Source organism: Lysinibacillus pakistanensis, assembly GCF_030123245.1.
GTDB lineage: Bacteria > Bacillota > Bacilli > Bacillales_A > Planococcaceae > Lysinibacillus > Lysinibacillus pakistanensis.
The window spans coordinates 3,731,303-3,745,697 of the sequence record NZ_CP126101.1; the positions used below are offsets into that span (position 1 = coordinate 3,731,303).

Below are 14,395 nucleotides of genomic sequence, written 5' to 3' on the forward strand. Positions count from 1 at the left end.
TTTCTAAAAACCTCCGTCCAGTGCATAGGCTAATACTTCATCAGCCGATGACACTAGTTTAAATGTAAGTTGCTCGCGTACACTTTCAGGAATTTCCTCAATATCTCGCTCATTATCCTTTGGACAGATAATTGTTGTTAAACCTGCACGATGGGCACTGAGTGTCTTTTCCTTTAAACCACCTATTGGTAGTACACGGCCACGTAATGTAATTTCACCTGTCATACCAACCTCACGACGTATCGGACGATGTAAAATAGCAGAAACAATCGCTGTCGCCATTGTAATACCAGCAGATGGGCCGTCTTTTGGTACAGCTCCTTCAGGAACATGGATATGAATATCATGTGTTTCAAAGAATTCTGAATCCACTTTTAGCTCGGCCATCTTTGTACGAACATACGACAAAGCTGTTTGAGCCGATTCTTTCATTACTTCACCAAGCTTCCCGGTAAGTTGTATCTTTCCTTTACCAGGTGTTAATGATACCTCTATTTGCAATGTATCACCACCAACCGTTGTATAGGCTAATCCAGTAGCTACACCAACTTGGTTTTCTTTCTCTGCTTGTCCATAACGGAAGCGATGTTTACCCAAGAGCTCTTCTAATGATTTTGAGCTTACTGTTACACGTTTTTTCTCACCAGAGACAATAATTTTAGCAATTTTACGACAAAGCGTGGCAATTTGACGCTCAAGTCCACGAACTCCGGCTTCACGTGTATAGTAACGAATAATATCTAGTACCGCTTCATCCTTTATAACAACTTGTGTTTTTTTCAAGCCATGCTCTTTAAGCTGCTTCGGGATTAAGTGATTTTTCGAAATTTGAGCCTTTTCTATTTCTGTATAGCCTGCTATAGAAATAATCTCCATACGATCCAGTAATGGGCCTGGAATTGTACTTAAATCGTTAGCAGTTGCAATAAACAATACATTCGATAAGTCGTACGGCTCTTCGATATAATGATCACTAAAAGAATTGTTTTGTGAAGGATCTAGAACTTCTAGCATCGCTGCTGCTGGATCACCTCTAAAGTCATTAGACATTTTATCAATTTCATCTAATAAGAAAACTGGATTAATGGTGCCTGCCTTTTTCATGCCTTGGATAATACGCCCCGGCATTGCTCCAACATACGTACGACGATGACCACGAATTTCAGATTCATCACGGACTCCACCCAATGAAATACGTATAAATTTGCGATCCAAGCTTTCTGCTATTGATCGAGCTAGTGATGTTTTCCCAACACCTGGAGGACCCGCTAAACATAAAATTGGTCCACGTAAAGAATTTTTCAATTGACGTACAGCTAAATATTCTAATACGCGTTCTTTTACCTTTTCTAAACCAGCATGGTCACGATTTAAAATACGCTCTGCATGAGCAATATTCATACGATCTTCAGTCGAATTTGTCCATGGCAAAGAAATAAGCCAATCAATGTAGTTACGGATAACACCACTTTCCGCACTAGCCCCAGGTAATTTTTCATATCGATCTAGCTCTTTAAGCGCTGCCTCTTTTGTTGTTTCTGGCATACCTGTTTCTTCAATTCGCTTGCGTAATTCAGCTACCTCGCCCGTTTTTCCTTCACGGTCTCCTAGCTCCGTTTGTATAGCTTTCATTTGTTCGCGTAAATAATATTCTTTTTGTGTACGTTCCATTGATTGCTTTACTTTTGTATTAATTTTCTTTTCAAGATCTAGCACTTCTTGCTCATCGTGTAAACGAATTATTAAATGGTCTAAGCGCTTTTTGACACTAAGCATTTCTAATACTTCTTGTTTATCAGCAATTTTAAATGGCAGATGTGATGCGATGATATCAGCCAAACGTCCTGGTTCTTCAATGTCAGCCACTGTATTAATGGTTTCAGTCGTTATTTTATTGGAGGATTTAGCGTATCTTTCGAAATATGTTAACAGCGTACGCATTAAAGCCTGTGTTTCCACATCCTTATCAATCGTTTCCTCCTGTATTTCTACATCAACAACCGTATACTTTTCCAAAGCCTTATAGTTACTCCAAGTAGCTCGTGCAACACCTTCTACCAATATTCGCAACGTTCCATTTGGTAATTTGAGCATTTGCTTGACGTATGCCATAGTACCAATTGTATATAAATCTTGCTCTTCAGGTTGTTCATCATGCATTTCCTTTTGTGTTACTAGCAAAATCAATTGGTCCTCTAACATTGCCTGTTCTAGCGCTGCTACAGAACGATTTCTACCCACATCAATATGTAACACCATCGACGGGTATACTAAAAGGCCACGTAAAGGCAATAATGGTACATTTGTTGTTTTTTGTATTGTCACCATGCGGGTATTCACCTCCGTCAAAATTTTCTAATTTACATCCCGCTCTACTAGTATGTGTCTAAATAGCTGATTCACACTAGTTAATCAAACGAGCCAAAAATTACATCTAATTATTATTGGCTTTATGTATGAATGAATAAAAAGCTGACTGTCGATCTGTGCGAATATTGCACAATCGAAGTCAGCTAAATACTCTTTATCTCATAACCATTAGACTCAGTCACGTCTGATTGTTATGCTGAAGTTTTTGTGTCGCTACCTTCATCGAGTTCAGTGCCATCTTCAAGAAGCAATTTCGGTTTTTCTTTATCCGTAATTGTTTTTGCCGTAATGATACATTTTTTCACATCTTCACGTGAAGGTAGTTCGTACATTACATCAAGCATTGTTGACTCAATAATTGAACGAAGACCACGTGCACCTGTTTTACGCTCAATTGCTTCTTTGGCAATAGCTGTTAGGGCACCTTCATCAAACTCAAGCTCAACACCATCTAATTCAAGCATTTTTTGGTATTGCTTAGCCAATGCATTTTTGGGCTCCGTTAATATTTGTACAAGCGCAGTCTCGTTTAATTGCTCTAGACTTGCAAGCACTGGTAATCGACCGATGAATTCTGGTATAAGCCCAAATTTTAATAAATCCTCTGGAATTAACTTTGCCATAATGGAGCCTTCATCCACGTCTACTTTGTTTGGATCCGATCCAAAGCCGATTACTTTCTCACCCTGACGACGTTTAATAATGGATTCAATTCCATCAAACGCTCCACCTACAATGAATAGGATATTGGTTGTATCGATTTGCAAAAACTCTTGATGTGGATGCTTACGTCCACCCTGTGGCGGAACACTTGCAACAGTTCCTTCTAAAATTTTCAGAAGCGCCTGTTGTACTCCTTCACCAGATACATCGCGTGTAATAGATGGGTTTTCAGATTTACGTGCAACTTTATCAATTTCATCAATATAGATGATTCCTTTTTCTGCACGTTCAATATCATAATCTGCTGATTGAATTAATTTTAGTAAGATATTTTCAACGTCCTCACCAACATACCCTGCTTCTGTAAGAGAAGTAGCATCAGCAATCGCAAAAGGTACGTTTAAGATACGCGCTAATGTCTGAGCTAATAATGTTTTCCCGCTACCAGTTGGGCCGATTAACACAATGTTCGATTTTGCTAATTCAACATCATCAATTTTACTATTAGTATTGATGCGTTTGTAGTGATTGTAAACCGCAACTGCTAAAGCTTTTTTAGCACGTTCTTGTCCAATTACATACTCATCTAAAATCGCCAAGATTTCTTTAGGCTTTGGAATGTCCTGGAATTCAATTTCTTCCTCAACGCCTAGTTCTTCTACAACGATTTCTGAACAAAGCTCAATACATTCATCACAAATATAAACACCAGGTCCTGCAACTAATTTACGTACTTGCTCCTGTGGCTTTCCACAAAATGAGCATTTTAAATTGCCTTTTTCATCATTAAATTTGAACAATATGTTTCACCCCTATTCAAGCAACAATCTTACAAGATTATTGAACCTTTATCAAATAAATTGTCTGCATCATTTTACGCCCTGGCAATTATGCTATAGATTTTTAAAATACTTAAAGACGTAATTCATTTTGTTATACTACTATTTTTTTGCATAGCCATCAAATATTTAGCCAAATGAATTATTGTTAAAGCGTAGATTTTTAACTGTAATTCCCAAAAAACCTAGCGATTAGCAATCATACTATTATTGACTCATGATGGATATATAAAGCCTTAAAGTAAAAAGCTACAAACATTTAATTAGTTACTTAGCCTTTAATAATCAATACCATTCACCTAAGGCTTAACTTTATCCAGAAGAGGATGTATGTTTTCTATGGAGTTTTAAAAATTAGTGCGTTATGCCTCATTCAAAAGTTCAGTAACATTTGATTTACTCCAGCTCTACTGAATAAAGTTAAAATTTAGCACCGTATGAAAAGTCAAACAATACTATGTATTTTTGAGTGTAGAATACCTACCTATCTCTGCTAAAAATGTTCATTTTGAGATACTTTTTATTACTTTTTATGGTGAGATTAGTTTAACATCATCAAATTATTTAGCGTCTATATAAAGGGGACTTGGCTTTCAACTAAAGAAAGAATATGTGATAAAACAAGGCACGGTATAATGCCGTACCTTGTTTTCATTTATCTATCAAGTTACAAAAAAATCCTATTCAGTAATTTTAGCGTTTTCTACTAAAAATTCAACTGTTTTTTGAATTTTAATGTCATTTTCAAGAACCGCTGTACCACCTAGTGCACCTGTAATTTGTTCTTTTGTCATGTTAAATTGAGCAGCCATTTTTTCTAATTCAGCTTCGATATCAGCTTCAGTTGCTTCAATTTTCTCAGCTTCAGCAATTGCTTCTAGCGTTAAAGATACACGAACTCGGCTTTCAGCTTCTTCTTTCATTTGTCCACGTAAATCTTCTTCTGATTGACCTGAGAATTGATAGTAAAGATCCAAGTTCATACCTTGCGTTTGTAAACGTTGACCGAATTCTTGTAACATACGATCAGTTTCAGAGTTAATCATACCTGCTGGAACTTCAAATTCTGCATTTTCTGCAGCTTTTTCTACTAATTCATCACGTAATGCTGCATCTGACTCTGCTTGTTTTTGTTCAGCAGTTTGTTCTTTGATTTTAGCACGTAAAGCATCAACGTTCTCTACTTCTGAATCTAATTCTTTCACAAATTCGTCATTTAATTCAGGAAGAACTTTTGTTTTAACTTCTTTTACAGTTACTTTGAAAGTAGCTTCTTTTCCTGCTAATTCAGCCGCATGATACTCTTCTGGGAAAGTAACAACAACGTCTTTTGATTCGCCAGCTTTTACACCTACAAGTTGCTCCTCGAAACCAGGAATGAAAGAACCTGATCCGATTTCTAGTGGATAGTCCTCGCCTTTTCCACCTTCAAATGCTTCTTCGCCTACAAATCCTTCAAAGTCGATAACAGCTGTATCACCTTCTACGATTGCTTCGTCTTCTTTAATTTCAAGCTCTGCTTTACGAGCTAATTGATCTTTAATTTGTGCTTCTACTTCTTCATCAGTAACGTCTACTGGAAGTTTTGCAACTTCTAAACCTTTGTACTCGCCAAGTTTTGGCTCTGGTTTAACCGTTACTTGAGCTGAGAATGTGAAATCTTGACCATGTACGAAGTTTTCTGTACCAGAGATCTCAGGATAATCAACTGGCATAATTCCAGCTTCATCAATAGCCTTTGCATAAGAATCTGGAACGATGATTTCTAAAGCGTCTTGGTATAGAGATTCAATACCAAAGCGTTGTTCAAACATTTTACGAGGCATTTTACCTTTACGGAAACCTGGTACGTTAATTTGTTTTACAACTTTCTTGAATGCTTGGTCCATTGCCGCGTCTACTTCTGCAGCAGGTACTTCGATTGTAAGAGTACCGATATTACCTTCTTGTTTTTCCCATTTTGCTGACATGTATAAATACCTCCAAATAAATAATCAAGTTTAAATGTTAGACAATTCATTCGTAACTACGATTTTGACAACCATTTTAGTATAACATAGATGCGTATAGTTTCAACTTATTTCATACTTCATGTAGTTCTGTTAGTTTTTCTAACATTTGTAAAAATTCGATGAGTTCATAGTCCATTTCCTGCACTTTTCCGAGCATAGATTGCACAAAGTCAATATAACTATAGGCAATATCATCGGCTTCATATGGGTGCCATTCAAATGGATACGTTACAATGGCATGCTTAGCCATTAAATATTGTACCATTTCCAATGTTGTTGGGTCTTGCTGTAATTTATTTTCAATTATTTTTTTCACTTCATTATACTGAGGTAACTGATTTGGTAATACCAATTCAATCGGGTTTATGACCATTGTTTGGTCAAATTTTGAAACTGTAATATCAATGGATACTTCTTGTTCAACTAAAAGTATAAGCGCTAAGCTTTGAACAAACGGATGAATAGTTGTACATTCAATAATAGCTTTTAAAGCCGTTTTTAATTGTCGCACATTTGTATCCATTAATCGATGTAACCGAATAGATTGCTCATCGGGTGTAAGACTACTAAATTTCAGCAATTCATATTCTTGCTCTTCTATTAACCGCTGTGCATCTTCCTTTTGTTGAAGATTTCTCGCAACTTCTTGATTTATGCTTTTTAATCGTTGAAATTTTTCAATCTGCTCTAATGGAAGCACATCTTCCTCAAGCAATGTCGTAATTAACGACTCTACTTGATGGTACTGCTTTAATTGCATACATACCGTAATATATAATTCCATTATTTCCACGTACAATGTCGTACCCATAGCCAGCAATTGCTCACAAACTTCTTTAGCTTTGTTATATGATTTTAATTCATATAAAGCATAAGCATAGGCACTTAATGCTAATTCATCTCCTGTTTCATATAAAAATGCTTTTTCAAAGCTGGCCACTGCCTCTTCATATTGATAATTTTCCGCATACAAATGTCCTTCGCGTATTAATGTCTGAACAGCACCTGGAAAAACAATAATATTGTCATGTTTTATAACATGTCGTTTTCGCTTTGTCATTCCCTCACCTCTTTACTACTATTTCACTACACTTTAAAAGGTCGACCCTTCACCAGAATATGAGAATGAAATGACACATGGTGTCTCTCTATCCATAAGCAAACCGACAAGCCTTTTCTAAGGTGCAGAAATCTCACATTTTCACTGGAGCTAATGCACCACTAACTCAATTTTTGCAACGCTTATTTTTAACAAAAAATTCTCTGCTTTTGCATTCATATTTTGTAATAAATTGTATTATAATTAATAATATCTATTATTTAAAAATCATTGCAGACTGCATTTAAGAAACAAAAGTTCTTTACAAGGAGTGGAATACATGCAATTAATGGATACAGTCAGTGAATTTGAAAATCGTATTTCTCCAACATTTGAGGCACTATCAATAAAAGTTATTTCATATTCAATAGCGGATGGTCCTCAACAAGATTACCCGATTGAATTTGAAATTCTAACTCGCACTAAGGTTGATTCATACGTACAAGAAGCTATTACGCATATTATAAGTATCCAAGGTTACATTCCTGGCTCCATTTCAATTGGACATCAACATGAGTCACTTTTTATTGTTCCCCAAAGTGTACACATTGAATGCAACTATAAACTTCTTAGTATCGATAAAAAGGATATGCAAAAAATTTTACAGCATCCACAACCGAATCTCCATTACAGCGAATGGCTAATAGATGCCATAAAAAATGCTAATATTCTTGTAGAATTAAAAACAAATCAGGGTACAGTTACAGATTGGCCAATTGGCGTTAAATCAGCTGTAATCTTATAGTTAAGGTCAGACATACTAAATAGGTATGTCTCATAGTGTTGAAAAACTAAATGGTCAAGGGACCCTTTGTGAATATTTAGTCAAAATGAAGGTGATTTCCGTTCCAGGCTACTCGCTTTCCTGTGGGCGAGCGACGAGCCGCTTCCTGCGCTGACGCTCCGTGCAGGGTCTCGTCTGTCCCGCTATCCCACGGGAGTCGAGTAGCCTTGCACTCCAATCTGCAATAGTGTAGAACTTTAAATATTTTCTTCCCTCAAAAGTAAAGTAAAAGCATATTACTCACCATCATTAAATGGATAAAATAGTAGTACAATTCTATAGCTGTCAACCTACATTTTGTGCATAAAACTACTTTATAATTAAACATAAAGCCACTTATTGCTGACATATTGCTTTCGCATAGAAAAATGTTATCAGCTTCATTTTTGCGAAAAATAGTGATGGCTAAGACTTCAATTTATCACTATACATTTATGTGAAATGCCAATGAAAATACTATGAGCAATGGTTGATTGGAGTGTAGACTGAGTGACTACTTGGGGATTCAGCGTCACAGATGAGACCCTGGAGCGAGCAACGCGAGTGAAGCGGCTCATCGGACGCCCCCAGGAAAGCACTCAGTCGGAACGGAGATCAACCTCTCGTTTTGAAAAAAGGCTATACTTTTTAATTTGTCACCTTGATTTCATTGACATAATAGTACTTCAACAGCATGAGACATACTAAATAGGTATGTCTTTTTTTGTGTCTTTGAATAAGTTTATCCTTTTCGTGGCGTTTCTATCATATCAACTTTCTTTAGATTCTGGAATTCCCATTGTAAATATGCTCCTATATCACTAGAAAACTTTACTATTTTATTAACTTGTCTGTAAAAGGCGCTATTACAAACAAAAATGTTGTTATGATGATAAAATGCTTTATAGAACTTTATTTAACTTCGGGGGAAATAACTATGAATATTCAAGATGCATTGAAGTCCTTTTCTACTATGACGCTTACCATACGTCAAGAATTTATGATAAAGAATGGCGAATGGTTGTTACAAGAGATGTTAGACCATATTGGTTCACCGGATGCTGTATTACGGGACCAATTAATATACCGTACTTTTATTGAATTACTAAGTGACAATTTACTGACTACACAGCAGCTACAATTTTTATTTGACACAGCCTCTAGTGACAACTACTTATTTTTGAACATTGGGGAAGAAATGACAGATAGCGTCTTTACACGATCATTTTCTGCATTATTGGTTGCAGGGTTACTATCAAAGGATACTTCATTACAAACACTAGACGCCAATCGACTTGAGCCTTATTTTCAAAAGATTGGACGGTATTTATTATTAGAGAAAGATACACGAGGATTTGTTCAAGATAAGGGATGGGCGCACAGTATTGCACATGGTGCTGATTTAGCTACCATGACGATTAAGCACCCTAAATTCGATTTACAGTATGCACCAGCCATTTTGCATGCATTAAAACTTGTTTCGTGGAAAAATACCGTCTATGTAAACGATGAGGAGGAACGCTTAGTTACGATTATCGAAGCCCTTCTAGATCGAAATTACTCTGAAGAAGCATTAATCGAATTCGTTCAGCAAGCTTTTGATAAATTTGAAATGCATTTAGTAACACAAGGCTATAATGAAAGCTTTTTTAGCGGACGTACATGTACATTAAATATCATGAAAACTTTATACTTCGCATTAAAAATGAACAATCGATCACCTAAACTGCAAAACGCCATTTATGGACAAGTTGCCAAATGGCTAAAACTCGGTGCCTGATTCCTTAGAATGTCAGATAGCAAACTTAGTGTACTCTAAGATTGCTATCTTTTTTTAGAACATTTTTTACTTTTCGAGCAAAACATGCACAACCTAATATTTGGATATCAAAGAGATCCATTAATTATATTAACATAATTAATATTTCATTCCAAATTCCCCCTTTATAATCATTCCTTACATTGAAAAATTATCCTTTTTTATGCTTAAATTATCTTTTGATGTACTCCTTTTTTCAATAAAACGCAACCAAAATGTTTCATCCTCTTTGACTTCACGCGTATTTTATTACAAAATGGCGTCCAAAATGTGAAATGGTATTTTCACAAAAAAAATTATTTACTTAGGTAAATACCATAAACTCAGTATTTTCAACGTTTCAACAGTGTTTATTTTACAAAGCCTTAAAATACCAATATTAAAATAACGTTTTTTGTTCAAAAAATGTTCATATTCACCCCCTACTTACTATTAAATTTATAACAAAATAATTTTTTTTCTGTAAAACGGGGCGTATAATCCAATGTGCAAACAACGCCATTTGTGTCGATTGATTATGGCACAGTCTTTAATTCGATTGCACAGATTTATGGCTTTGCAAACGCTTGCACTAGACCAATCAAACACTAGATTCAATGTTTCATATTGAACCATGCCATTGTAAGTACTTTTAGGACTTTGATTGGTACACCAAATAAAAGAGGTGACCTTATTTACTCATCTATTTATAAATGTGAAATTTAACATGAAATTTATGAATAGTCGTTCTATAGAAAGGAGTCAAACATGAAAAAGAAGTTAAGCTTAATGTTTGTAGCATTTAGTGCCCTTGCCATTCTTGCTGGATGTGAACCTCTAACAATTTTAGATCCAAAAGGACCAAATGCTAAAACATTATCAGACACAATTATTTTATCCATTATCACAATGGCCTTTATATTATTAGTCGTGTATGTACTTTTAATATTTATGCTAACAAAATATCGTGCTTCAAAAGCACCTGCTAATTATGAGCCACCTCATGAAGAAGGCAGTCATTTACTTGAAATTACATGGACAGTTATTCCAATTATCATTGTTGCGTTTTTAGCAATCGTAACAGTTAGAACAACAAGTACAGTAGAAGCCAAGCCAGATGGTTATGACAATCAAGAGCCACTTGTAATTTATGCTTCTTCTTCTAACTGGAAATGGCATTTTAGCTATCCAGAGCAAGGAATTGAGACAGTAAACTACGTAAATATTCCAGTTGATCGACCAATTGAATTTAAACTGTACTCTTTCGGACCAATTACAAGTTTTTGGATTCCTCAATTAGCAGGTCAAAAATACGCAATGAGCGACATGTTGACTACTATTCACTTAGCAGCTGATGAGGTTGGTTCATATATGGGACGTAACTCCAACTTTAGTGGTCGTGGATTTGCTGAAATGGAATTTGAAGCACAATCTATGACACAGGAAGATTTTGATAAATGGGTTTCAGATGTAAAGGCAAATGAAAAACCATTAACAAAAGAGAAATTTGATGAGCTATTAAAAGCTGAGCATGTTGGTCGTTCCAGCTATTCATCAACACATTTAGAATTTAGTCCTGCTCCTATGGAACATAGTGAACATATGAACATGTCTGACAAAGAAATGGATCACTCTAAGATGAACCATGAGGGCCATTCAACAGATTCACAAGAAAATTCTAATGCAACACATTCACATTAATTTTTAAATCTGAAAGGAGCGCATCCAATGAGTATGGAAGAAGTTTTCCATCCAATGCAAGAACCGATGATTTTAGCGGCAGCTATTAGTATCGTCGTTGGAGCAGTTGTTATTTTTGCTGGCCTTACTTATTTCAAAAAATGGGGCTATTTCTATAAAAACTGGCTTTCAACTGTTGACCATAAAAAAATCGGTATTATGTATATCGCTGTAGCGCTTTTAATGCTTTTCCGCGGTGGTATTGATGCATTGTTAATGCGTGCACAAACGGCGGTTCCAGACAATGGACTTCTAGATGCACAACACTATAATGAAATATTTACAACACACGGTTTATTAATGATTTTATTTATGGCTATGCCATTCGTAATTGGTTTAATGAATATTGTTATCCCACTGCAAATTGGTGCACGTGACGTAGCCTTTCCACGTCTAAATGCAGTCAGCTTCTGGTTATTTGCAGCTGGTGCTGGTTTATTAAACTTATCATTTATCATTGGTGGTTCTCCAGATGCTGGTTGGACAGCCTACTTCCCACTATCAGGAACAGAGTTTAGTCCAACTGTTGGGAACAACTACTATTCTTTAGCTTTACAGTTATCAGGTATTGGTACATTAATGACGGGTGTAAACTTTATTACAACAATCATTAAAATGCGTGCACCTGGTATGACATTAATGAAAATGCCAATGTTCACTTGGTCAATTTTAATTACAAACATTATTATCGTATTTGCATTCCCAGTGTTAACTGTAGCGCTTGCATTAATGATGCTTGACCGTCAATTTGGTACACAGTTCTTTGCAATGCAAAATGGCGGTATGGATATGCTTTGGGCCAACCTATTCTGGGTTTGGGGACATCCTGAAGTATACATCGTTATCCTACCTGCTTTCGGTATCTTCTCAGAAATCATTGCAACATTTGCACGTAAAAACTTATACGGCTATAAATCAATGGTTATGAGTATGGTCGTTATTTCGTTACTATCATTCTTAGTATGGGCCCACCACTTCTATACAATGGGTCACGGTGTAATGGTAAACAGTGTATTCTCTATTACAACAATGGCAATCGCAGTTCCAACTGGGGTTAAAATCTTTAACTGGTTGCTGACAATGAGGCACGGGAAGATTCAATTTACTACTCCAATGCTTTACGCACTTGGCTTTATTCCGATCTTCACAATTGGTGGGGTTACAGGGGTTATGCTAGCAATGGCAAGTGCCGACTATCAATATCATAATACGATGTTCTTAGTTGCCCACTTCCACTATGTATTAATTCCAGGGACAGTATTTGGTGTACTTGCTGGTTACCACTACTGGTGGCCAAAAATGTTCGGTTTCCGTTTAAATGAAAAGTTAGGGAAAGCTGGTTTCTGGTTTATTGCAGTATGTTTCAACGTAACCTTCTTCCCATTATTCATTTTAGGTTTAGATGGTTATGCTCGTCGTATGTATACTTACTCTGAGTCTACTGGCTATGGTCCATTGAACATGCTATCGTTCATCGGTGGACTTGGTCTAGCTGTCGGCTTCGCGTTAATCGTGTACAATATCTACTACAGCTGGAAACATATGCCTCGTAATGAAAAAGCGGATGTTTGGGATGGTCGTACGCTAGAATGGGCTACTCATTCTCCAGTACCAGAGTATAACTTTGCAGTAGTTCCAACGGTTACACGTTTAGATGAATACTGGTTCGCGAAAAAAGAAGGTCGCGATATTACAGCAGGTAAAATTGAAAAAATTCACATGCCGAACAACACTGGCACACCATTCTGGATGAGCGGATTCTTCTTCCTTGCAGCATTCTTCGCTGTATTCAATCTATGGATTCCAGCCATCATTAGTATGCTTGGTGTATTTGGCTTTATGATTCATCGTTCATTTGAAAAAGATCATGGTCGTTACATTTCAGTTGAGGAAGTTATGGCTACTGAGAAAAGCTTGAGAGGTGATAAATAATATGAAAATCGATTCTTCACTTCCATTAGAATATAGTACAGAGGAAAATCGCCTGAAAATTTTCGGTTTCTGGATTTTCCTTGGCGCCGAAATCGTGTTATTTGCTACACTATTTACTGTATATTTCACACTTCATACACGTACAGGTAGCGGTCCAAATGGCGCTGAAATTTTTGAATTAACACCAGTATTATGGGAAACATTCTTATTATTAACAAGTAGTTTCACAATTGGTCTTGGCGTTCATGCAATGCGCATTGGCAATAAAAAAGCAATGATGACATTTTTCATCATTACACTGCTTTTAGGCCTTGGTTTCTTAGGTATTGAGATTGATGAGTTTGTGACATATGTTCATGAAGGTGCAACAATTCGAACAAGTGCATTCTTATCGGCATTGATGACTTTACTTGGTACGCACGGTCTCCACGTAACATTTGGTTTCTTCTGGGGCGTTGCCATTTTAATGCAAGTAGCTAACCGTGGTTTAAACCCACAAACGGCTAACAAAGCGTTTATCTTCTCACTGTACTGGCACTTCTTAGACGTTGTTTGGATTTTCATCTTCAGCTTCGTCTACTTGAAAGGACTGATTAGCTGATGAAGGAATTATTCCCAAAACAACATGTGATGGGCTTCGGCTTCTCACTATTACTAACAATTGTAGCTTTAGCAGTTGTTAAATTCGATATGTCACTTAATATGGCATTTGGCATTTTACTAGTAACTGCTCTAGCACAAGCGACTGTACAATTAGTATTATTCATGCACATCGGTGAATCCGAAGATAAGAAAACGTTATATACAACGATATTATATTCTGTATTCGTAGGTGTTGTCACAATCATTGGTACATTATTTGCAATGATCTGGGGCTATAACTGATAAAAAAAGTCGAGAAAATATTATTTTCTCGGCTTTTTCTTTTTTGAAAAAATAACTTTTACTTCAATCAAATGAAATGCGTCCCCAATATCCACAATAATTACAACGTTTTAAAAATATCATCAAAAAAATCATTCAATATCTAAAGCTAACTAACTTACTCTCTGTAACACTTCCTCCTACATTTATTATTCAGGTACTACTTCTTCTTGTCACTTAATATGCAAGAAGACATAAAAATAGAGGTGAAAATTGGTTATTTACTATTATTTTAATATTGAATTAAAATTTTAT

Annotated in this window: 10 protein-coding genes; 6 read left to right on the forward strand and 4 right to left on the reverse strand. The window is 36.1% G+C overall.

The window, feature by feature from the left end; all coding sequences use genetic code 11:
- Positions 1-3: 3 nt before the first annotated feature.
- From lon to QNH24_RS18625, 4 genes are all read right to left on the reverse strand, one after another.
- A complete protein-coding gene (gene lon / locus QNH24_RS18610) occupies positions 4-2,328 on the reverse strand; it encodes an endopeptidase La (RefSeq protein ID WP_283869004.1) in 2,325 nt (774 codons plus the stop codon).
- Between the two features lie 233 nt (positions 2,329-2,561).
- Entirely contained in the window at positions 2,562-3,833 is a 1,272-nt protein-coding gene (gene clpX, locus QNH24_RS18615; protein WP_283869005.1) for an ATP-dependent protease ATP-binding subunit ClpX, read from the reverse strand.
- 719 nt (positions 3,834-4,552) lie between these two features.
- Positions 4,553-5,842: a trigger factor gene (gene tig / locus QNH24_RS18620; protein ID WP_283869006.1), complete on the reverse strand. Its 1,290-nt coding sequence runs from the start codon at positions 5,840-5,842 to the stop codon at positions 4,553-4,555.
- A gap of 112 nt (positions 5,843-5,954) precedes the next feature.
- On the reverse strand, positions 5,955-6,944 hold the full coding sequence (locus tag QNH24_RS18625; protein WP_283869007.1) for a DUF3196 family protein: 990 nt from the start codon (positions 6,942-6,944) through the stop codon (positions 5,955-5,957).
- 319 nt (positions 6,945-7,263) lie between these two features.
- Between QNH24_RS18625 and QNH24_RS18630 the strand changes: the two genes are divergently transcribed.
- The 6 genes from QNH24_RS18630 (at position 7,264) to qoxD (ending at position 14,101) form a co-directional block, all read left to right on the forward strand.
- Positions 7,264-7,728, forward strand: a complete 465-nt coding sequence (locus tag QNH24_RS18630) for a hypothetical protein (protein WP_283869008.1) — start codon at positions 7,264-7,266, stop codon at positions 7,726-7,728.
- A 955-nt stretch (positions 7,729-8,683) separates the two neighbouring features.
- On the forward strand, positions 8,684-9,526 hold the full coding sequence (locus tag QNH24_RS18635; protein ID WP_283869009.1) for a DUF2785 domain-containing protein: 843 nt from the start codon (positions 8,684-8,686) through the stop codon (positions 9,524-9,526).
- Between the two features lie 786 nt (positions 9,527-10,312).
- Positions 10,313-11,245 (forward strand): cytochrome aa3 quinol oxidase subunit II, encoded by a 933-nt coding sequence (gene qoxA / locus QNH24_RS18640; protein ID WP_283869010.1) that lies wholly within the window; start codon positions 10,313-10,315, stop codon positions 11,243-11,245.
- 27 nt (positions 11,246-11,272) lie between these two features.
- Positions 11,273-13,216, forward strand: coding sequence for a cytochrome aa3 quinol oxidase subunit I (qoxB, locus tag QNH24_RS18645; protein WP_283869011.1), 1,944 nt, complete (start codon positions 11,273-11,275; stop codon positions 13,214-13,216).
- Between the two features lies 1 nt (position 13,217).
- On the forward strand, positions 13,218-13,817 hold the full coding sequence (qoxC, locus tag QNH24_RS18650) for a cytochrome aa3 quinol oxidase subunit III (RefSeq protein WP_283869012.1): 600 nt from the start codon (positions 13,218-13,220) through the stop codon (positions 13,815-13,817).
- Positions 13,817-14,101: a cytochrome aa3 quinol oxidase subunit IV gene (gene qoxD, locus QNH24_RS18655; RefSeq protein WP_004226585.1), complete on the forward strand. Its 285-nt coding sequence runs from the start codon at positions 13,817-13,819 to the stop codon at positions 14,099-14,101. Before qoxC ends, qoxD begins: the two co-directional genes overlap by 1 nt.
- The last annotated feature ends 294 nt before the right edge of the window (positions 14,102-14,395 follow it).

Bases quoted from the DNA above. Each gene is read 5' to 3' on its own strand.
- lon (WP_283869004.1), bottom strand. From the start codon at position 2,328: ATGGTGACAATACAAAAAACAACAAATGTACCATTATTGCCTTTACGT.
- tig (WP_283869006.1), bottom strand. From the start codon at position 5,842: ATGTCAGCAAAATGGGAAAAACAAGAAGGTAATATCGGTACTCTTACA.
- QNH24_RS18625 (WP_283869007.1), bottom strand. From the start codon at position 6,944: ATGACAAAGCGAAAACGACATGTTATAAAACATGACAATATTATTGTT.
- QNH24_RS18630 (WP_283869008.1), top strand. From the start codon at position 7,264: ATGCAATTAATGGATACAGTCAGTGAATTTGAAAATCGTATTTCTCCA.
- QNH24_RS18635 (WP_283869009.1), top strand. From the start codon at position 8,684: ATGAATATTCAAGATGCATTGAAGTCCTTTTCTACTATGACGCTTACC.
- qoxA (WP_283869010.1), top strand. From the start codon at position 10,313: ATGAAAAAGAAGTTAAGCTTAATGTTTGTAGCATTTAGTGCCCTTGCC.
- qoxB (WP_283869011.1), top strand. From the start codon at position 11,273: ATGAGTATGGAAGAAGTTTTCCATCCAATGCAAGAACCGATGATTTTA.
- qoxC (WP_283869012.1), top strand. From the start codon at position 13,218: ATGAAAATCGATTCTTCACTTCCATTAGAATATAGTACAGAGGAAAAT.
- qoxD (WP_004226585.1), top strand. From the start codon at position 13,817: ATGAAGGAATTATTCCCAAAACAACATGTGATGGGCTTCGGCTTCTCA.